Genomic DNA, 21,192 nt, shown 5'->3' on the forward strand with positions numbered 1-21,192 from the left:
GTCAGGTGGTCGTGATGAGACCGCCGTCGATGACGACGTCGGTGCCGGTGATATTGGCCGCGCGCGGGCTGGCCAGGAACAACACCAGGTCCGCGATCTCGTCCGGCCGCGTGAAGCGCCCGGTGACCGACTGCGCGGCCACGGAATCCGCGACCGCCGTGGCGCTGCCGCCGTTGGACGCGGCCACGGCGGCGGCGACGCCCTCGGCCCCCAGCCACAGGTCGGTGGCGACGGGGCCGGGGCTGACCGTGTTCACTCGGATGCCCTGTGGCCCAACCTCTTTGGACAGCGATTTGCTGAAGTTGGTCAGGGCGGCCTTGGCGGCGCTGTAGTCCATGACGCCGGGGTCGGCCAGCGTGGCGTTCACCGAGCTCACCGTGACGATCGAACCGCGCCGCGCGGCGAGCATGCCGGGCAGCACCGCGCGGGTGGCCCGCACCGCCGACATCAGATCGAGGGTCAGGGTCGCGAGCCATTGCTCGTCGGTGATCGCGAGAAAGCCGTCCAGCCGGGGCGTGACCGCACCCACATTGTTGACCAGGATGTCGACCGACCCGAGATCCGCTGCCGCGGCGCCCAGTTCCCGGGCTCCGGCCGCCGTGGACAGGTCGACCTCGACGACGTGCAGCCGTCCGGTGTCGAGCAGTTTTCGCAGACCCTCGGTGGTCGACCGGGACCCGGCGACCACCCGTGCTCCTTGCTCGAGCAGCGCCGTGGTCACGGCCAGCCCGATACCGCGGCCCGCGCCGGTGACCACCGCCAGCGCGCCATCGATTCCCAGATTCATATCGGCTCCCATCCAGAACGACTGTTAGAGACCGTGACCGGACAACCATTCGAGGACCGCGTCCGCGACGTCGCGCCACCCGCTGTCCACGGTCAGCGAATGCCCTCGGCCCTGGAACTGCCGCAACTCGGTGACCGCGGTGGAATCACGGTACTGCTTCAGACTCGACCGCGTCACCACGTCGGGAACCGTGTGGTCCTCGAGCCCGGAGATCAGCAGCAGCGGGCCACGATCGGAGTTCGCGGTGTTCACCGCCGCCTCGGAATGCAGGACGAAATTCGCCGAGGCGGCCTGAAACAGCGGGCGTGCCGGTGAGGGGATGGTCCAGCGCTCGTACAGCTCGTTGGATTCCTCCTCGGTCAGCGCATTGCCGAAACCGAATCGGAATTCCTTGGCGGTCAGGCTGATCGCGCGATGCAGGTTGGCGGGATTGCCCAGCGCGGGCAGTCCGGCGCGCAGTTGTGCGAGGGGCAGCGGGAGCACGCCCTTCATCTGCGCGGGATCGATGGCGACGCCGGCGGCGCCCCGGCCCTCGCCGAGCAGCTTCTCGGTGATCAGTCCGCCGAAGGAGTGCCCGATGATGATCGGCGGGGCGCCCAGATCGTCGATGACGGAACGGAAATGGGCCGTCGCCTGCTCGATGCTGATGTCCGCCACCGCATCCGGGTCCTTGCGGGCGGCGTCGACGGTGTCGGGTTCGTTGGGCCAGCCGGGTGCGATCGGGTCGTACCCGGCGGCGCGGAAGTATTCGATCCACGGCTGCCAGCTGCTCGCGTGCAGCCACAGGCCGTGAATGAAGAGAACGGGGCGGGACGGTGTCGGCATGGATTCCTCCCAAGCGTCAGTGCACGTAGTCAAGCACCGCCCGGCGGTCACCGTCCAAGACCGGTTCGGCCCGGATCGATAACCGATATGGCATCCTTGGACGCGACGTCGGTTCGAGCCGACAGAGTGGATGCTTCGATGGATCTGGATCTGCGCTCGCTCCGCTACTTCGTCGCCGTGGCCGACGAACTGCACTTCGGTCGCGCCGCCGCCCGCCTCTACATCAGCCAGCCGGCCCTGTCGAAACAGATCCGCAGGCTCGAGGATCAGCTCGGGTTCACGTTGCTCGAACGCGATTCCCGGCACGTCACGCTGACCAGACACGGCCGCAAGGTCCTGGTGGACGCGCAGGATCTGCTGGTCCTCGCCGAACGCATCTGCCGGCCGCCGGTCGACACCGATCTCGTTCGCATCGCGCACATTTTCGAATTGCAGACCAGCCGCGTGGTCGCCGACGCCTTCAGCGCCCGCCATCCCCAGGTCCGGCTGGTCGAAACGTCGCTCGACAGCATCCGTCAACTCGACGCCCTGCTCGACAACCGGCTCGACGTGGCCATCCTGCGCGTCACCGCGGCGATGGTCGCCCAGCGCCCCACCGGCTGGTCACACCGGCCACTGCGGCTCGAACCGATGTACCTCGTCGACCGCCCCGGCGCGGACGTCGACTCCGGCACGGCATCCCTGCACGACCGCCGCCTCGACGCGTTCGGCGATCCGCCCGGCTCCGGCCTGTTCAACGCCCACGGCCAATACCTGCGCGCCTTCGAAGCCCACACCGACCTCACCCTGCACTGGCTGGGCAATCCCGGCACCTTCGGAAACTGCCTGGCCGCCTGGCGCCGCGCTCCCGCGGGCGGCTATCTGTTCGAATTCTCCAGTTACGCAACGCGATACGCCGACGCTGGCATCGCCATCCACCGCCCCGCTGACATCCAGCCCTATTACCCGTGGTCGATCGCCTGGCGGGACGAGCCGAATACCCGCGCCGTCCGCGACTTCCTCGCGACCGCGGAGCGCACCGCGGACGAGCTGAGCTGGCGGATCCCATTGCCCGATCACGCGCGGCCGTGGGTCCCGGCAGATGATCAGGAGAGCACCGGCCCGGGCTTCGCGCTCGGTTGACACCGGCCAGGGCGCACACCAGGGGCGCACCCTGGTGCCAAGGGACCGCGGGCGGACGATGGTGGGTATCGGCAGACGAACTCTCCACCGCATCCGAACGGAGCAATGTCGATGACCGTCACCGAAAACCACCAGCTCACGCAGCTCACCGCGCCGATCCTGTCGATCGAGGCCGCCAACGGAGTCCGCTACGCCTACCGCCGATTCGGCCACGCGGCGATCGATCGGCCCCCGCTGGTGTTCCTGCAGCACTTCCGCGGCACCCTCGACAATTGGGACCCCGTCCTGGTTGACCAGCTCGCCGAACACCGGGAAGTGATCCTGCCCGACGCGCGCCTGCGGATCTTCCCCGACGCGGCGCACGGCTTCCTGTTCCAGTACCCGCCGCAATTCGCGGGACTCGTCGACGAGTTCCTCGCCGGGTAGGGACCAGGGTCCCTGCCTGGTGCGATCGATTCGCAGGCGCGCGAAAGTCAGGACAGACGCGGCGATGTCGCCGCCGAAGCAAGGAGGAAACCATGAACACCACGAAGGTGGATCTCAAGCTCGAGGCCGTGACGATCCCGGTCTCGGACGTCGACAAATCCAAGAAGTTCTATCTGGACCTGGGTTGGCGGCTCGACGCCGACTTCGGATCCGCGGACGGGAGCTTCCGGGTCGTGCAGTTCACGCCGCCCGGGTCGCCCGCGTCGATCCAGTTCGGCGCCAAAGTGAATGCGCAGACCCCGGGCACCGCCGAGGGCATCTATCTGGTGGTCTCCGACATCCAGGCCGCACACGACGCCCTCGTCTCGCTGGGCGCCGAGGTGAGCGACGTCTTCCATCCGGGCGCTCCCGGAGCGCAGTTCGGCTACCTGGGCTCGGAGGCTCGGCTGGCCGGACCCGCGGACGCCCACGCCAGCTACGGCTCGTTCGCGACATTCCGGGACCCGGACGGCAACCGGTACCTGCTGCAAGAAGTCACCAGCCGGTTCGCCGGACGCGTAGCGACCACCACGACCGAGTACGCGTCGGTCGCGGATCTGACCGCGGCCCTCATCCGAGCCTCCCTCGCCCACGGTCAGCACGAAGCCCGCAACGGCGGGCAGTACGACGAGAAATGGCCCGAGTGGTACGCGGCGTACATGGTCGCCGAAGCCCACGGAGACCAACTCCCCGAGTGAAAGGACAACACCGACATGACTACCCAGCACCTGCACGCGACCACCACCGTGACACCCCAGCAGTTCATCGCGGGTCTCACCGACTTCGGGCCCGGCCGGGCCGAGCTGTTCGGCAACAGCGCCGACGACCAGCTGCGGGTCCACGATGAGGGCCGGGACTACGCCGACGTGACCGAAGGCTCCGGCGGCGCCTGGGAACGGCTGCACTACGACTGGTCCAACCCGGCGCACGTGGTGCTCACCACCACCGAATCCAATGCGTGGGGCCGTCATTCGGGGCACACCTACGACCTGACCCCACGCCCGGACGGAACCACCGACATCGACTACACGGTGGTCCGGGAGGGCAAGAACCTGCGGGGGCTGCTGCTGGGGGCCGTCCTCGGCACGGTCGGACGCGGCGTGCTGCCGAAGGCATTCCGGAGCTCTGTCAAGGCGATAGAGGAGCGGAACGCGACTCGTGCCGGACGGTAGCGTCAGCCCGGACGTCGGCCCTACTGTTGCCGATGTGGCGACTGTAGGGCCGACGACCGCCCCCCGCGGGCGCGAGCGCGAACTGGACGAACTGGACCGCGCGGTGCGCGCGATCCGTACCGGCGAGAGCCGGGCGCTGGTGCTGCGCGGCGAGGCCGGAATGGGCAAGACGACCTTGCTCGGCTACCTGGCCGACACCGCCTCCGGGTGTCGCGTGGACCGGATCGCCGGGATCGAATCCGAGCTGGAGTTGCCGTTCGCCGCCCTCCACCAGCTCTGCGCGCCACTGCTGGAGCTGGCGTCCGCACTGCCCGAGCCCCAGTCCCAAGCTCTGCGAGTGGCGTTCGGGCACACCGCTGGACCCGCACCCGACAAGTTCGTGACCGGTCTGGCCGTGCTGGGCCTGCTCGCCGAGGCGGCCGCGGCGCAACCGCTGGTGTGCCTGATCGACGACGCGCAGTGGCTCGACGAGACCTCCGGTCAGATTCTGGGTTTCGTCGCCCGGCGGCTCGTCGCGGAGTCGGTGCTGATGGTTTTCGCGGTCCGCGAACCCGCCGCACCGAAGGCACTGGCCGGGATGCCCACGCTGACTCTGAACGGCTTGGCGGACAAGGACGCTCGAACACTGCTCGCATCGTTGTTGCCGGGCCGGATCGACGAGCTCGTGCGCGATCGCGTCATCGCCGAGACCCGCGGCAATCCGCTCGCGCTGGTCGAGTTGTCCCGGGGCGGCCGTGCCGGGTTGATGGGTGGATTCGCGTTGCCGAGTATCCGGGTCGGTGAGCTCGAGGACCTGTATCTGCGTCGGATCCGCGGCCTTCCGGAGGCGACCCGCCTGTTGCTGCTGCTCGCGGCGGCCGACCCGACCGGTGACGCCACCCTACTGTGGCGGGCCGCGCAGTCGCTGGGCCTGGGGGCCGATGCCGCCGAGCCGGCCGAGCAGGAACAGTTCATCGAGATCGGCGCGCTGATCAGGTTCCGGCATCCGTTGATTCGATGGGCGGCCTATGCGGCCGGATCGGCGCAGGAACGCCGCACCGCGCATCTGGCGCTGGCCGACGCGACCGACGAGCACGCCGATGCCGAACGTCGCGTCTGGCACCGGGCCGCGGCGACCGTCGGACCGGACGAGGCGGTCGCCGCCGCGCTGGAGCGGGCGGCGGCCCGCGTCGAGATCCGGGGCGGTGCGGCGGCCGGGGCCGCGCTGTTGCAACGGTCGGTGGCGCTGACCGCCGAACGCGGCCCCCGCGCGGAGCGAGCCTTGGCGGCGGCGCGGGCCCATCTGGATGCCGGGTCGTTCGAGGCCGCGCTCACCCTGCTCGCCGAAGCCGAGGCCGCGGCGGTCGACGATCTGCAATCCGCCCGCGCCGAGCTGTTGCGCGGGCTGGCCGAGCGCGCGGCCAGGTCGGGCCGCGAGGCGCCGGTGGCGCTGCTGCGCGCCGCCCGCCGGCTCGAACCGCTCGACATTCGGTTGGCCCGGCAGACCTACCTCGACGCCTGGGGTGCGGCGCTGGTGGCCGGCGCATTCGCGGATCCGGGTGGCGGCCTGGAGGAGGTCGCCAAGGCGGCGTGCGCAGCACCGCGCGACCCGGCCGGCCCGGAGGCGGGCGATGATCTCATCGAGGGTCTGTCCCGGCTGGTCACCGACGGCGCGTCGACCGCCCACCCGATGCTGCGCAGCGCGGTCACCGCGTTTCTCGACCCCGAGTTCCCGGTCGAGACATACCTGCGCGGCGGCATTCTGGTCGCGAACGCCGCACTGGCGCTGTGGGATTTCGAAGCCTGGGACATGGCCAGCGGCAGGCACGTTCGCCTGTCGCGAGCCGCGGGCGCCCTCGCGCCACTGGCGGTCGCCCTCAACGCGAGCCGCGTGATCGCGTTGTGGCGCGGCGACATCGACCGGGCGCGCGAGCTCGGCCTGGAGGAGCAAACCGTCAAGGAGGTCACCGGCACTCGTCGCGCCTCGTACGGCGACCTGTTCCTGCTCGCCTATCGAGGCGATGCCTCCGAGGCGATCCCCGTGTTCGAGGCGGCCGCCGCCGAGGCCACGGCCCGCGGGGAGGGACTCGGGCAGCAGATCACCCAGCGTGCCACGGCGCTGCTGCACCTGGGGCTCGGGCATTACGCCGAGGCGACGGCAGCAGCGGAGCGCGCCGCCGGCGGGAATCTCGGGCCGTTCACCGCGCAGGCGCTCCCGGATCTGGTCGAGGCCGCGGCTCGCAGCGACCGTCGCGAGCTGGCGCGGAGCGCGCTGGATCGGCTCGCCGGCTATGCCGCCGTGCCCGATTCCGACTGGGCAGCAGGACTTCTCGCACGGTCACGAGCGCTGGTCGGCGGTCGCGAGGAGGACTACGCGGAGGCCGTGGAACGGCTGGGGCACACCCGATTGCGTTTCGAACTGGCCCGCGCCCGGCTGCTGTACGGCGAGTGGCTGCGCCGCGAGCGTCGCCGTGCCGACGCCCGTGACCAGCTGAAGGCCGCGTTCGAGGAGTTCGTCGCGATGGGTGCGGACGGGTTCGCCGAACGCACTCGCCACGAACTGCTGGCCACCGGTGAGAAGGTCCGCAAACGCACCGTGGACACCGTCGACGAGCTCACCCCGCAGGAGGAGCAGATCGCCCGCATGGCCCGCGACGGCAAGACCAACCCGGAGATCGGGGCCGAGCTCTACATCAGCGCGCGAACCGTCGAGTGGCATCTGCGCAAGGTGTTCGGGAAGCTGGGCATCGGTTCCCGGCGTGAACTCGGCGGCGCACTCCTCACTCGTCGATGACAGTGGACCGGATCCATATTCGGGTCCGGTCCACTGCGGGCGTCACGAAACAATCACCCGGACAAGGGAATTGCCCCGGACCGACACCGACGCTCGGGGTGAAGCGGTGGTCCGAGCGCCCGCGGGCCGTCCTCTCACGCCTGTGCGCCCCGTGCGCCACCAGGACGTCACGAGGTCGGCGTACACGTCCGGCGCGTCCTCCCAGGTGAAATGCCCGGCGTCGATGAGGTCCAGCTTGCTCTTGGGCAGCCGCTGATCCAGGTACCGGTGATTGCTCGGCGGCACAGCCCAGTCCCACAATCCGCTGATGATCTGGACCGGGGTTTGAATCTGCCCGAGCAACTCGCCGAGGATCGGCAGCTCGGTCGGATAGGCGCGGACATAAGCCATCGACTTCACGAACCGGTCGCCGTCGTAGGAGCTCAGGTAGTCCTCCCGGACATCCTCGGGCAGCCGGTAGCGCTCGATGCCGCTGACCGCGCCCTCGACGATCATCCGCGGGTCGACCGCGCGGAAGCCCTCGACGTCCGGTGCGACCACCCAGTCGTTGAGAATGCCGCCCAGCTCCAGCGGGTACGACGCACCGCCACTGCCGACGACGATGCTGCGCAGGCGCCCGGGGTGGTCGGCCGCGGCGAAGAGCAGCGCGCCCGTGCCGACATCCGGGCCCACGGCGTGCGGATTCTCGAGCCCGAACTCATCGGCGAGCCGGATGACGAACTCGCCCATCGCCCGCGGCGACATCAGCGACTCCCGGCCCTCGGAGTGCCCGAACCCGGGCAGGTCGACGGCGACGAGATGCACGTCTTCGGCGAGGCGACCCCACATCTGGTCGAAGGCTCGGATGCTCTCCGGCCAAGGGCTCAGCAGCAACGCGTGGTTCTCGCGCGGCGCGCTCTCGGCGTAGCGGATCTTCAACCCGTCGATCGTGCGGTACCGCGGCTCGATCGACGTGCTCGTGGTGGTTGTCATGGAACTGCTCCTCTCGGTGACTGCCGTACTGCAACAGTCCCGCTCCGGCAGTGCCCATCGCACCCGTGGGTCACCCTGGTCCGCGTCCGTGCGCGAACACGGGGTCCGCATCGAATTCGCTTCGCCGAGAGGAAGAGATGTGGTCCGGTCGGCCGCATCGGGAGGCGCATTCCCGCAGTGTCTCCCGGAAGATTTCGGCGGCGGTTCCCAGGCGCGCGTCCGGATGCCAGGCGAGGTAGGTCACGAGGTACGCCTCGGTCTCGCGGAGTGGGATCACGGCGAGGTCGGGGCGTTCGGAGAGCGGAGAGTGCGGGGCGATGGTCACGGCGAGATCGTTCGCCACCGCGTCGATGGCGGTGAACGCGTCGAGGTCGGAGAAGGAGATCCGGCGGCGGGCGCCGGTGCGCGCATAGAGGCGGTCGACCCACTGCCGAACGCTGGACTCCGGTGACAGCTCGGCGAACGATTCGTTCTCGACGTCGGCGATGCGAACCGAGCGTCGGTGGGCCAGGCGGTGATCGGCGGAGCAGAGCAGGTTGAGCCGTGCCATATCGAGGGGTTCGAGTTCCAGTTCCGGCATCTGCTCGGCGGGAACGGATACGAGAGCGAGGTCGAGCCGCCCGTCCTGGAGCATCGTGGTCACCTCCGCGGGGGTGGTGGCCACGGTCTGGACCGAGGCGGGGTGGCGGTCGCGCATCTTTACGAGCGCGTCGTCGAGGCCCGCGGGAAGTCCCAGTGTGTCGGCGATGCCCACGCGCACAGTGCCGTAGCCGTCCTGCAGGACGGCGCGCACGGCTTCTCTGCCGGAATTCAGTTCGTCGAGTGCGCGCTGGGCGTGGGGGAGGAAGACCACTCCGCTGGCGGTCAGCTCGACGCCGTGGCGAGTTCGATGGAAGAGCTGGGTGCCGAGCTCGTTCTCCAAACCCTGCATCACCTTCGACAGCGCGGATTGGCTCATCCGCAATCTGTGTGCCGCGCGGGTGAGCTGGCCTTCCTCGGCGACCACGACCAGGTAGTGCAGCCTGCGGTGATCCATTCCAGCTCCGAATCTCGGTCGGTCAGCGGTACACGGCCGGGCGCAGGGCCGCCAGCACCCTTCCGGTGTTGGGGCCGAAACTCAGCAGGACGCTGTCGGACATGTCGACGATGCGGTGCGCGTGCCCGGCCGGGGTTTGCGCGATACCGGGGAGCCGGAGCAATCCCGCTGCGCCGCCGATCGACTCGAGCCCGTCGGTCATGACCAGGAGGACGTCCGGGCGGGCCGCGATCATCGCCTCGCTGGTGATGGCGACGAAGGGTTCACTCAGCCCGACCGCGGTTCCCGCGTCTTCCGCGCCGAGGCCGGTGATCAGCGCGTCCGCGCCGGAGCCGGGGCCGGCGAGCATGGTGAGGGCCGTGCCGCGCAGATAGACGAACGCGATACGCACGCGCGGATCGGTCGCGGGGAGATTCGTGGTCGCGGCGCTGATTTCGGTGGTCGTGCGCTGGGCGAGGGCGACGCCTTGATCGTGGACGCCCAGCGCGTCGGCGACCGCCTGGATCTGGGGGCCGGTGCCGTTCACCGTGCGGGCGGGGTCGAAGAAGACGATCGGCACCCCGGTGGCGCGCAGTTGTTCGAACACCGCGGGGGTCGCGGTCGTGGCGTCGGTCAGCAGCACGGTCGGGTTCAGGGCCAGAATGGCTTCGACACTCATGGACTCGCCGTCGGGGGTGACGTTGGGCAGGCCGGCGAGCGCGGGGATCTTGGCGGACATGCTGCGCCCGACGAGCCGGCCGCCGAGGCCGAGCGCGTAGACGGTCTGCGCGAGGGTGCCGAACCGGTCGACGGCGATGATGCGACTCGCGTCCCGGATCGTGACGTCGGTGCCGTCGAAACCGTGAGCGGTCACCGGGAGCGTCGGGTGCGGGTCCGATGCTATCGGTTGCGGATTGGCGTCCCCGAGCGTAGCTGTGACATTGCCCTTTGTTGCGTCGTCGCCGGTGTCGGTGGCCGTGCACGCGGCCGACCCGAGTGCGGCCACCACACCGATCGCGAGTATTCCGAGCTTGCCGCGGCTGAACACGCACTGAGCGTATCGGCCGGAGCCTGATCCGCCACTACTCAATTCTCGCGTGCGGATGGCGAATGTTCCTTTTCCCGCAACGGCTTTCCGGTGTTCAGGATGCCGTAATACGAGCGCCCCGGCGGACCCTGTCGGTCGGCCGGGCGCCCCCGAGAGGGCGGGTTCGGTGCCGGGTGCCCGGTGAAATCGAGGGGGCTGGGGTGAACGCGGTGTGAACCCCTTCGAAATGGGCAACTGACCAGGTGTTTTGCCCGATTCTCGAACTCATCGGTAGCCCGGTGAGGGCTACTGGATCGGTCGATGACCGGGGGATGCTTGGGTACAGTACTGGCTGACTCGGGAATGTCTCCGAGAGATAACCCGGTGCTTCGTGTGTGGGAATCGTGAGGGATATCGGCGATGGTGATCGTGGCGCAAACATGGCGTTGGCACTGGACTTTTCGGCGAGATAGCAATAGCGCAAGATTAGCTGAAGTGGGGAAGCATGGCGGGGCTGATGTATGAGGCCGAATCTGCCGGAGTCTGCAGCCGCACGTTTGAAGGATCGACGGCAGTATCTGATCGATCGCTATCGCCTGGAGTTGGAACATGCTGGGAGCGCGCTGATCACCGATAGCGCGGTCTGGGAAGAATGTCTCGTGCAGGCGCGCCAGATCATCGACGAGTGCGCGGAGTCGCTGGCGACCGGCCAAGCGGGCGCGGCCGCGATCCCCGTCGAGCGATTCGTGAAAATGGCCGAGCGGCGAGGTATCCGCGGAATCCGTCCGGACTGCTCGGTGCGCGCGGCCATGATCATGTACGAGCTGGTGATGGCCGAAGTGGCCGAGGCGCTGGGGCCGGGATCGGGGGAGCGCGATCAGGTCGTCACGGTCGCGACGACGCTCAGCCGCAGCCTGTTCGCTCGGCTGGAGGCCGGCGCAAAAGGCTATGACGCCTTCCTGCTGGACCAGATCCGCATCGTCAACGACGCCGATCGGCGCAAGCTCGCGCGGGAGGTGCACGACCGGCTGGGGAACACATTGAGCCTGGCGATGCACCGGATGGAGATCATCGCTGCCGGAGATCCCAAGGGCTGCACGGGAATCAACGCCGCGGTGGACGTGCTGTCGGGCGCGATCGCGGAACTGTCGGCCATCACCACGGGTTTGCGGACCGACGCGGGCGGAAACTCCCTGCGGGACGCGCTGACGGCCTTCGTGCGTTCGGTCGGGCGGACGACCCCGATGGTCGACATCCGGGTCAACGGCTCGCAGTCGTGGGTCACGGCCGAGATCATGGACGAGACGTTCCTCGTGCTGCGCGAGGCGCTGCGCAATGTCTTCACCCACGCGTGCGCCACCCGGGTCACCGTCGAAATCGATATAGCGCCCCACGAGATCTGGGCCCGGGTGGTCGACGACGGGGTCGGATTCGATCCGGCACTGACGCGGCGGGCGAACGGGTTGCAGTCGATGCGGGAGCGGGCCGAGTTGCTGTCCGGATCGGTCACCCACAGTTCGTCTCCCGGCATGGGAACACGCGTCGCGCTGTGGATCCCGCTGCTGATCGACGTGGGGTGAGGGCGCGATGATTACGGTGCTGGTGATCGACGACCACAATATGCTGCGCGGTGCGCTGTGCGAGATCCTCGACCGCGAAGGCGATATCACCGTGGTGGCCCAGGCCGCCGACGGCCACGCGGGCGCGGAATACGCGGCCCGCCTGCGCCCGAAGGTCGTGATCCTCGATGTCGAGATCCCCGGGGGCGACGTCGTGCAGAACTTGCTCGCCCTGCGCAAGGTCAGCCCCGAGTCGCGGGTGCTGATCGTGAGCATGCATCAGGACATGGCGCTGATCCGCGATCTCGTCGAATACGGCATCGCCGGCTACCTGCACAAGAGCGCCAAGCGGGAGACGCTGCTGTCGGCGATTCGCGCCGCTGACGCGGGCGGCGAGATGGTCGTCTACGTGTCGTGGCAGGAGGACAAGAGATCCGTTGCCGCCGAGCGGGATCCGCAGCCGGATCAGACGCTCACCGACCGGGAGCTCGAGGTGGTCGAACAGGTCGCGGGCGCGCTGAGCAACCGGCAGATCGCCAATGCCCTCGGTATCACCGAGGGCACCGTGAAGCGGCACCTGCGCAATATCTTCCGGAAGCTCGGGGCCGTCTCGCGATTGGACATGGTCAATCGCGCGACGGCGGCCAAACTGATCGCTCCGTACCCGGCGGAGGCGGCGTCGTATCCATCGGAGTGATCGCCGTACCCGCCGCGGTGATCACACCGCGATGCCGTTGATCAGCGCACCGAGATTGGTGGTCAGCTGGGTGAACATGAAGGCGCGGTAGGGTCGCCGGCTCACCGGCCGTGGATCGCGATAGCTGGTGGTGAGCGTGTGGCCCACCACCAGCGCCGCGCCGAACGCCATGGGGACACAGGGGCATTCGAGGTTCGGCAGCCGGGAAGCGCCGACCGCCAAGCCGGTCGCGACGCCGACAGCGGCGAGTGACACCCACCTCCGCAGGGGCGTCTCGCCGACCAGCAGGGTCAGCACCCGCCGCTGTGCCGCGCGATCACCGGCGACGTCGGAGAAGTCCTTGACCACCGCGCCGATCAATCCCATCCACAACGACATCACGACCGCGAACACCACCAGGTCGGGTGTGAGCTGGGCGCGGATGGCCACGCCTCCCGCGAGATAGGTGCACAGCCCGCCGAGGGTGACGATCGCGCTCGAGCCGCCCCAGGTGCGGCTGAGCTGGATCGGGGGCGTCGAGTAGAGGTAGCCGAGCACGAGGAACGCCGAAACCAGGGCGGCCATGGCGATTCCGACGTGCACGGCGAGCAGGAGCGCGACGATCGCGGCCAGCTGGGTGACCGCGCCCGCGTCGCCCGGGTGCAGGTCGCCGCGGCCGATCGGCCGCCCGACTCCGTTGATCCGATCGTTTACTCCGTCGGCGATGCCGTTCATCAGATAGACGCACACCGTTGCGAGAAACCACGCCGTGATCGCACAGGAGTAGTCGATCCAGGCGCTGAGCGGTATCGAGGAGAACGCCGGGGCGGCGAGTGCCGATGCGGCGGCAAAACGTAATGCGAACATGAATTGAACGGATGGCCGCGCTTCCGCGAGACAGAGGCGGATAGTTCGCGCGAGGTTAATTATTTGATAGGCTTCGGTTTTCCAATGGCGTACAGACGTCGTTCTTTGGATCGCCATGGTCGCAGTCTCGCAGACTGCCGTCTCGCCTCGAATGCCTCTTTGGATACATGCTCGGTGCTCCCTTTGTGGCGTTCTGCACCGACCACCCTCCTGCTTATGGTGATACCCGATCGTGATCAACCGTGAAGGGATGGGCATGGCAAAGGTTGCTGTGATCGGCGCTGGGATAGCAGGTATCTCGGCCGCTTATCATCTGCGTGGGCACGCCGATGTGACCGTATTCGAGAAGGAATCGAATGCCGGTGGGCATGCCAATTCGGTCGAGGTGACCGACGCCGGCCGGACCCTCGGGCTGGACACCGCATTCATCGTCTACAACGAACCGCACTACCAGAAGATCACGAAGTTCTTCGCCGATCTCGGAGTAGCCGGCCAGGATCACCCGGGCCGCTTCAGTTTCAACAATGCCGACACCGGAATCTGCTATGTGTCGGATGATTTCGAACTGGACGAGGCCGCGATTCGCGCGAAGTACCCCGAGGACTTCGTGCAGCTGTGGGCGGAGGCCGAGCGCTTCTACGAGGAGTCGCCCAAGCACTTCATCCGGAAGCAGGCCGAGATGCCGCTCGGCGAGTACCTGACCGCCAACGGCTACAGCGACACCTTCCGGTACGGGTTCGTGGTGCTGGTGGCGACCGCCGCCTGGTCGGTGCCCGCGGACCGCATCTGGGACATGCCCGCCGCCACCGTGATCGCCTTCTTCCTCGGCCACGGCCGGGAGGGCCTGGGCGGGCGGACCGCGCCGTGGCGGACGGTGACCGGCGGCAGCATCAACTATGTGCGTGCCGCGCTGGAACGCCTGGCCGAAGCCGGTCAGCAGCTCCGGCTGGGCACCGGCGTCGACCGGGTGGCCGAGGACGCGGAGGGCGTGCTCGTCTCCACCGAGGCCGGGACCGAGCGCTTCGACGAGGTGATCATCGCCGCGCACGCCGATGACGCGCTGGCCATGCTGGCCGAGCCGACGCCGGCGCAGCGCATGCTGGCGGCGATCCGCTACAACCACACCCGCGCCGCCCTGCACACCGATGCCGCGTGCATGCCGGCCGACCGGGAGAAGTGGCGCAGCTGGAATTACGCGCGGTCGGGCGGCAATGACGAGATGAGCACCTGGGTCGTCTATTACCTGAACCAGTTGCACGACTTCACCAGTGAGACCGACTACTTCCTGACGCTCGACTATCCGTTCGAGGTCGCTCCGGAGCGGATGATCCGCGAATTCGACTATCGGCACCCGGTGTTCACGGTCGAGGCGCGCGCTCTCCAGTCCAAGATTCACACCATCAATGCCGGTGATTCCCGCGTGAAGTTCGCCGGCTCGTATTTCCACTCGCGGAAGATGGGCATCGACATCGTGGGCAGCCACGAGTCCGGCTTCGATTCCGGTGCGGCCGCCGCCGATGCGGTCGTACGCAGCCTCTCCGTCGAGAACGCTCGCTGATCCGAATCACCTACAGTTTGTTGGAGTTTGATCATGACCGACAAGGTTGACACCCCCGATCTCACCGTCGAGCAGGTTCAGGACTGGCTGGCCGAGAAGATTGCCTTCAAATTGCAGGCAGAGCCGTCCGAGATCTCCTTCGACGATTTCTTCGATTCCTTCGGCCTGGATTCGACCGAGGCCCTGGTGCTGGGCAACGAGCTGGAGTCCTGGCTCGGTTTCGAGCTGGAGACCACCGCGCTGTGGTACCACCCGACCATCGCCGAACTCGCCCGCTACATCGTCGCCGAGAAGGACCGCCTCGCGGCGGCCTGACCGACGCTCCAGCCAAGGAATAGTGCAATGGACAATCGGACGAAGCTCGGCGATACGCCGATCGCCATCGTCGGCCTGGGCGCGTTGTATCCGCGTTCCGCCGACCTCTCGGAATTCTGGTCGAATGTGGTCGAGGCCGCAGACTGCATCGAGGATGTGCCGGAATCGCATTGGCGGATCGAGGACTACTACGACCCGGATCCCAGCGCGCCGGACAAGACCTACGTCAAGCGCGGCGGATTCATTCCGACGATCGACTTCAACCCGCTCGAATTCGGCCTGCCGCCGAACCAGCTGGAGGTCACCGACGTCCTGCAGCTGCTGAGCCTGGTCGTCGCCAAGCAGACCCTCGCCGACGCCGGCGCCACCGACTCGACCTGGTACGACCCGAGCCGCACCGGCGTGATTCTCGGTATCACCGGCGCGAATTCGCTCACCCAGCCGCTGGCCACGCGCCTGCAGACGCCGGTCCTGAAAGAGGTCGTGCGCAGCTGCGGGCTCAGCGACCAGGACGCCGAGGAGATCTCCGCGAAGTTCGTGAAGGCCTTCGCGCCTTGGGAGGAGAACTCCTTCCCGGGCATGCTCGGCAATGTCGTCGCCGGCCGCATCGCCAACCGTTTCGACCTCGGTGGCACCAACTGCACCGTCGACGCGGCGTGCGCGAGTTCGCTGGCCGCCGTGCACATGGCGGCGGCCGAATTGGTGTCCGGCCGTGCCGATCTGATGATCAGCGGTGGCTGTGACGCCGAGAACACCATCCTGATGTACCTGTGCTTCAGCAAGACCCCCGCGCTGTCCAAGTCCGGCATGATCCGCCCGTTCGACGAGAAGTCGGACGGCACCATGATCGGCGAGGGCATGGGCATGCTGGCCCTCAAGCGGCTCGAAGACGCCGAACGCGACGGCGACCGCGTCTATTCGGTGCTGCGCGGGATCGGCAGTTCCAGCGACGGGCGTTTCAAGAGCATCTACGCCCCGCGCAAGGAAGGCCAGATCGTCGCGCTGAAGCGCGCGTACGACGACGCCGGATTCGGCCCGGAGCAGGTCGGTCTGGTGGAATGCCACGGCACCGGCACCGCGGTCGGCGATGTGACCGAATTGTCGGCGCTGCGTGAGGTTTTCGTCGACGCGAGCGACGACAAGCAGTTCTGCGCGGTCGGCAGCGTCAAATCGCAGATCGGCCACACCAAGGCCGCGGCCGGCGCGGCGGGGCTGATCAAGCTCTCGATGGCGCTGCACCAGAAGGTGCTGCCGCCGACGATCAATGTCGAGCAGCCCAAGGAGTCCGTCGACTTCCCGAACTCGCCGTTCTGGGTGAACACCTCGACCCGGCCCTGGCTGCTCGAGCCGAATCGCGACCTGCGCCGGGCGGCGATCTCGTCGTTCGGCTTCGGTGGCACCAATTTCCACTGCGTGCTCGAGGAATACGACCCGGCCGGTGCGGATGCCCGTGCGCTGCACCGCGACTACCGGGTGCACGTGTGGCAGGGCGCCGACGCCGAGGCACTGCTGGCCGCGGTCGCGGCGCAGCCGTCGGGTGGCGATCCGGAAGCGCCGATCGAGGCCGGGCAGGCCCGCCTGGCGGTGGTCGCGCGTGACCGGGCCGAGCTGAACACGCTGCGGGACAAGGCGATCGAGCGGTTGCGCACCGAGCCCGACGCCGACGCCTTCGAGCTGCCGGGCGGCGCCTGGTACCGCCGCCGGGCCGCGGTGCCCGGCAAGGTCGCCGCGCTGTTCGCCGGTCAGGGCAGTCAGTACGTCGGCATGGGCGCGCGGACCGCGCTGGCCGTGCCGCCGGTGCGTGCCACCCTCGACGCCGCCAGCCGGATCTCGGAGCCCGCCGAGCCGCTGAGCCGGGTGATCTACCCGCCGCAGCCCTTCGACCCCGAGACGGCCGCGGGCCAGGAAGAGGCGTTGCGCCGCACGGACTTCGCCCAGCCCGCGATCGGCGCGCTGTCCTCCGGCCAGTACCGGTACCTGCTGGAACTGGGTTTCGACGCCGAAGGCACCCTGGGACACAGCTTCGGTGAGCTCACCGCCCTGTGGGCGGCCGGCGCGCTGGACGAGGACACCTTCCACCGCCTGGCCCGGGCTCGCGGCCTGGCCATGGCCCAGCTGCCCGAGGGCGCGTCCGACCGGGGCGCCATGGCGGCGCTGCGCTGTGGCGCCGAACAGCTCACCGAGCTGCTGGCGGCCCACCCGGATGTGGTGATCTGCAACCTCAATGCCCCCGAGCAGACCGTCGTGGGCGGCGGCACCGACGCGGTGCGCGCCTTCGCCGAGGAGGCCGACCGGCTCGGCCTGGGCGCGAGCCTGCTGCCGGTGTCGGCGGCGTTCCACACCTCCTATGTCGCACACGGCGTCTCGGCCTTCCGCGCCGCGGTGGCCCAGGCGGTCTGCGCCGCCCCCTCGATCCCGGTGTTCGCGAATACCGCCGGCGCGGAGTACGGCGCCGATCTCGACCGCAACCGATCGGTCCTGGTCGAGCAGCTGTCGCAGCCGGTCTCGTTCGCGCCGCGCGTGCTCGAGATGTACGAGGCCGGGTACCGGGTGTTCGTCGAATTCGGTCCCAAGTCAGTGCTTTCCGGACTGGTGCGCAAGATCCTGGCCGACCGCGACGACGTCGTGGTGCTGGCCGCGGACGCCGGCCCCGCCAGCGACGGCGACCGCTCGCTCAAGCAGCTCGCGGCCCGCCTCGCGGTCCTGGGCCTGCCGCTGGCCGGATTCAACCGCTACAGCGTCACAGCCCCCGATGTACTCGAAACCAAAGGAATGAGGATTCCGTTGAACGGCATCAACTACGTCTCCGAGGAGCGCCGCGGCGCTTATCGGGACGCTCTCGAGAACGGCTATCAGGTGCCCCGGCCGGAGGCCGCTCCGGCCCCGGCCCCGGGGAACGGCAACGGGAATGGCCGCGGCACCCCGGCTCCGGCCGCGGCGCCGGTGGCGACTGGATCCGACACCATGGCGGGCGACCACCTCGCGCTGCACCGCGAGTACCTGAGCAGCCAGCTGCGGGTGGCCGAAAGGCTCAGCGGCATCCTGGAATACGACGCGCTGCAGGGCAACCTGACCGACCGCACCGTCGCCGGTCTGGCCTCGGTCAGCGACCACAGCGTCGCGATCGGCCAGGCGCACAGCCAGGCCAGCGAGGTGCTGCTGGGCTTCGCGTACCTCGAGGCCGGCATGGGCGGTGTCGCCCCGGCCGTGCGCCGCCCGGTCGAGCGCCTGCCGCGTCCCGAGCTGAACGTGGGTCAGTCCGCCCACACCCAGGCCATCGCCGCTCCCGCGCCCGCCCCGGTCGCGCAGCCGGTCGCCGTCGCGCAGCCGGTCGCCGTCGTCGCCCCGGCCGCTCCGGTCGCTGCCCCCGCCGCTCCGGTTGCCGCTCCGGCGGTTCCGGCCGCCCCGGCCCCCGCTCCCGTCGCCGTCGCTCCGGCGCCCGCCCCGGCCGCCGCCCCCGCCGGTGACCCCACCGAGGTCGTCCAGCAGGCCCTGCTGGAGGTCGTGGCCGAGAAGACCGGTTACCCGACCGACATGCTCGACATGGACATGGACGTCGAGGCCGACCTCGGCATCGACTCCATCAAGCGAGTCGAGATCATGGGCGCGCTGCAGGAGCGCTTCCCCGACAGCCCGCAGGCCGGACCCGAGCAGATGGGTGAGCTGCGGACCCTGGGTGGCATCGTCACCTTCATCAGCGGCGCGCTCGCCGGTGCCAACGGGGCGGAGGCGGTTCTCCCAAAAGCTGACGGCGCGTCCCGGATTGGCCGGATGCAGGCGCGCCTTGTCGAGATTCCTTCTGTCCTCACTCTGGTCGGGGCGTACGCCGAGCAGCCGGTGGCGCTGGTCGCCGGCGACGGCAGCGCCCTGACCGCACCGATCTCCGCCGCCCTCGAGGCGGCGGGCTGGACCGTGCAGCGTGGCACGGAGGCGCCGGCGGATCGGGTGGATCTGGTGCTGTTCCTGGCTCCGGATGCCCCGGCCGGATGGTCGGAGTCCATCGTGACCCTCGAATCCGCGCTGTTGACGGCGGCTTCCGTGCAGCGCCCGCTGGAACGGACCGCGGCACACGGACGCGCGGCCTTCGTGACGGTCAGCCGGATCGATGGACTGCTGGGCCTGTCCGGCGGCAGCGATGCCGCCGGACTCCTCGGCGGACTGCCGGGCCTGGTGAAAACCCTGGCGATCGAAGCGCCTTCGCTGTTCTGCCGCGCCGTCGACCTGAGCCCGGAACTCACCGGCGCGCAGGCGGTGGCCCAGCTGATCGCGGAGATCACCGACGCGGACACCTCGGCCGTCGAGGTCGGCGTGGCGGCGGACCTGAGCCGCCGCACGCTGGCCGCGACCGTCGAGGACGGCACCGACCCCCTGCTCCCGCAGGGTGATTCGGTCGCCGAGCCCACGGCGGCGGATCTGCTGGTGGTCACCGGTGGTGGCCGCGGCGTCACCGCGGCGTGCGCCATCGGCCTGGCCCGGCGCTACCGCAGCGGTCTGCTGCTGCTGGGCCGCAGTGCCCTCGACGACGAACCCGCTTGGGCCGCAGGCGTTCCCGAGGGCGCGCTCAAGGGCGCCATCGTGGGCGAGCTGCGGGCGGCGGGCGCCAAGCCGACGCCGCGCGACGTGGAGCGGGTCTACCGCGGGCTCATCGCGGGCCGGGAGATCCGGGAAACCCTCGCGGCCGTCCGGGCGACCGGCGCGACCGCGGAGTACCTGGCCGTGGACGTGACCGACCCCGCGGCGACCGCGGCCGCGCTGGCGCCGCACCGGGACCGGATCACCGGCCTGGTGCACGGTGCGGGCGTGCTCGCGGACAAGGCGATCGTCGATCAGCGCAGCGCTGACGTCGGCCCGGTGCTGGCGACCAAACTGGCCGGGTTGCGCTCGGTGCTGGACGCCATCGGTACCGACCGCCTGAACCATGTGGTGCTGTTCTCCTCGATCGCCGGATTCTTCGGCAACCGTGGGCAGTCCAGCTACGCCAGTGCGAACGAGGCGCTCAACCGCGTCGCCGCCGCCCTGCGCAACCGCCTTCCGGCCACCCGCGTCACCTCGGTGAACTGGGGCGCCTGGGCGGGCGGCATGGTGACTCCGGAGCTGGAGCGGATGTTCGCCGAACGCGGTGTCACATTGATTCCGCTGCCGACAGGCGTGGACTTCTTCGCCGAGCAGTTCAGCGCGGCCCGCTCCCACGACGTGGTGGTCGTGGTCGGGCCGAATCAGCCGCTGTCGGCGAAGCCGCCGCGGGAGATCGCGAGTGGGACAACGGTACTGCGGTTGCCGCTGACCGGTCTGGCGGGCGACGAGGTGCTGGCCGACCACGCCATCGGCGGCATCCCGGTGCTGCCGGCGACTGCGGCGGTGGGTGCGATCCTGGGCGCGGCGCAGCGTCTGCGCGGCGTCCCGGCCACCCGCCTGACCGACTTCTCGGTCCTGAAGGGCGTGGTACTCGACGAGGACGCGCCGCGGCACCTGGACCTGGCGGTCACGGGAGAGCAGGTGCTGGTCACCGACTCGACCGGCCGCCCGCGCTTCCGCGCCCAGGCGCCGGCGGAACCGGCCGGCGCCGCACCGGTTCTCACCCTGCCCGATCTGAGCGTCGTCGAACCGGTCACGGCCTACACCGACGGCGTGCTGTTCCACGGGCCGGCCCTGGCCGCGATCACCGGCACGGTGGCGGCGGCGGACGGGCGGTTGGTGGCGGTGTGCCGTGCGGTCGAGTCGCGGCTCGGCGCAGGCGAATTCGCCGCGGGGCAGTACTCCCCGGAATCGGCCGATCTGCTGCTGCAAGCGGCACTGGTGCAGGTGCATCGGACCGTCGGGCTGAACAGCCTGCCGACGGCGATCGGCGCGATCGAGGTGTACGACGCCCTGCCCGGGACGGGTGAATTCCTGGTGGTCGTGGATGCCCTCCAGATGAGCGGTTCAGTGGCCAGAGGCACGGTCACCGCCTGCGCTCGCGACGGCCGCGTGCTGTTGCGCTTCGAGGCGGTGCAGTTGGTGGCGGACGCCGCTCTGGGCGCGAAATTCCATTCCTGACGGATCAATCGGATCGGACAGTG

16 protein-coding genes are annotated in these 21,192 nt (G+C 69.3%); 10 read left to right on the forward strand and 6 right to left on the reverse strand.

Annotated elements, in window-relative coordinates; translation table 11 throughout:
• Position 1: 1 nt before the first annotated feature.
• The gene (locus tag ABZ382_RS07920) at positions 2-787 is read right to left on the reverse strand and encodes an oxidoreductase (RefSeq protein ID WP_357085553.1); all 786 of its coding nucleotides are present in this window, start codon (positions 785-787) and stop codon (positions 2-4) included.
• A 24-nt stretch (positions 788-811) separates the two neighbouring features.
• Entirely contained in the window at positions 812-1,612 is an 801-nt protein-coding gene (locus ABZ382_RS07925) for an alpha/beta fold hydrolase (RefSeq protein WP_357085555.1), read from the reverse strand.
• A gap of 138 nt (positions 1,613-1,750) precedes the next feature.
• On the opposite strand from ABZ382_RS07925, the gene ABZ382_RS07930 reads away from it, so the two are divergent.
• From ABZ382_RS07930 to ABZ382_RS07950, 5 genes are all read left to right on the forward strand, one after another.
• The gene (locus tag ABZ382_RS07930; RefSeq protein ID WP_357085557.1) at positions 1,751-2,734 is read left to right on the forward strand and encodes a LysR family transcriptional regulator; all 984 of its coding nucleotides are present in this window, start codon (positions 1,751-1,753) and stop codon (positions 2,732-2,734) included.
• 111 nt (positions 2,735-2,845) lie between these two features.
• Positions 2,846-3,160, forward strand: a complete 315-nt coding sequence (locus tag ABZ382_RS07935) for a hypothetical protein (RefSeq protein ID WP_357085559.1) — start codon at positions 2,846-2,848, stop codon at positions 3,158-3,160.
• Between the two features lie 92 nt (positions 3,161-3,252).
• Entirely contained in the window at positions 3,253-3,897 is a 645-nt protein-coding gene (locus tag ABZ382_RS07940) for a VOC family protein (protein WP_357085561.1), read from the forward strand.
• 15 nt (positions 3,898-3,912) lie between these two features.
• Positions 3,913-4,371, forward strand: coding sequence for a hypothetical protein (locus tag ABZ382_RS07945; RefSeq protein ID WP_357085562.1), 459 nt, complete (start codon positions 3,913-3,915; stop codon positions 4,369-4,371).
• 34 nt (positions 4,372-4,405) lie between these two features.
• The gene (locus ABZ382_RS07950; protein WP_357085564.1) at positions 4,406-7,144 is read left to right on the forward strand and encodes an AAA family ATPase; all 2,739 of its coding nucleotides are present in this window, start codon (positions 4,406-4,408) and stop codon (positions 7,142-7,144) included.
• A 42-nt stretch (positions 7,145-7,186) separates the two neighbouring features.
• Here ABZ382_RS07950 and ABZ382_RS07955 read toward each other — a convergent pair whose 3' ends face one another.
• The 3 genes from ABZ382_RS07955 to ABZ382_RS07965 form a co-directional block, all read right to left on the reverse strand.
• A complete protein-coding gene (locus tag ABZ382_RS07955; RefSeq protein ID WP_357085566.1) occupies positions 7,187-8,116 on the reverse strand; it encodes an alpha/beta hydrolase in 930 nt (309 codons plus the stop codon).
• 70 nt (positions 8,117-8,186) lie between these two features.
• Positions 8,187-9,152, reverse strand: a complete 966-nt coding sequence (locus tag ABZ382_RS07960) for a LysR family transcriptional regulator (RefSeq protein ID WP_357085568.1) — start codon at positions 9,150-9,152, stop codon at positions 8,187-8,189.
• A 22-nt stretch (positions 9,153-9,174) separates the two neighbouring features.
• Positions 9,175-10,179, reverse strand: coding sequence for an ABC transporter substrate-binding protein (locus tag ABZ382_RS07965; RefSeq protein ID WP_357085570.1), 1,005 nt, complete (start codon positions 10,177-10,179; stop codon positions 9,175-9,177).
• 638 nt (positions 10,180-10,817) lie between these two features.
• Here ABZ382_RS07965 and ABZ382_RS07970 point away from each other — a divergent pair.
• Both ABZ382_RS07970 and ABZ382_RS07975 read left to right on the forward strand, forming a co-directional pair.
• Positions 10,818-11,738, forward strand: coding sequence for an ATP-binding protein (locus ABZ382_RS07970; RefSeq protein ID WP_357085572.1), 921 nt, complete (start codon positions 10,818-10,820; stop codon positions 11,736-11,738).
• 7 nt (positions 11,739-11,745) lie between these two features.
• The gene (locus ABZ382_RS07975) at positions 11,746-12,414 is read left to right on the forward strand and encodes a response regulator transcription factor (RefSeq protein WP_357085574.1); all 669 of its coding nucleotides are present in this window, start codon (positions 11,746-11,748) and stop codon (positions 12,412-12,414) included.
• Positions 12,415-12,435: 21 nt separating this feature from the next.
• On the opposite strand, the gene ABZ382_RS07980 is transcribed toward ABZ382_RS07975, so the two are convergent.
• Positions 12,436-13,260 (reverse strand): UbiA family prenyltransferase, encoded by an 825-nt coding sequence (locus tag ABZ382_RS07980; RefSeq protein ID WP_357085576.1) that lies wholly within the window; start codon positions 13,258-13,260, stop codon positions 12,436-12,438.
• A gap of 256 nt (positions 13,261-13,516) precedes the next feature.
• Here ABZ382_RS07980 and ABZ382_RS07985 point away from each other — a divergent pair, with 256 nt between their 5' ends.
• From ABZ382_RS07985 to ABZ382_RS07995, 3 genes are read left to right on the forward strand one after another with little or no spacing between them, the layout of a single operon-like run.
• Positions 13,517-14,818 carry an FAD-dependent oxidoreductase gene (locus ABZ382_RS07985; RefSeq protein WP_357085578.1) on the forward strand — a complete coding sequence of 434 codons (1,302 nt, stop codon included), beginning with the start codon at positions 13,517-13,519 and terminating at the stop codon, positions 14,816-14,818.
• 33 nt (positions 14,819-14,851) lie between these two features.
• Positions 14,852-15,133: an acyl carrier protein gene (locus ABZ382_RS07990; RefSeq protein WP_357085580.1), complete on the forward strand. Its 282-nt coding sequence runs from the start codon at positions 14,852-14,854 to the stop codon at positions 15,131-15,133.
• A gap of 27 nt (positions 15,134-15,160) precedes the next feature.
• On the forward strand, positions 15,161-21,169 hold the full coding sequence (locus ABZ382_RS07995) for an SDR family NAD(P)-dependent oxidoreductase (RefSeq protein WP_357085581.1): 6,009 nt from the start codon (positions 15,161-15,163) through the stop codon (positions 21,167-21,169).
• The last annotated feature ends 23 nt before the right edge of the window (positions 21,170-21,192 follow it).

Source organism: Nocardia sp. NPDC005825 (assembly GCF_040630175.1).
Lineage (GTDB): Bacteria > Actinomycetota > Actinomycetes > Mycobacteriales > Mycobacteriaceae > Nocardia.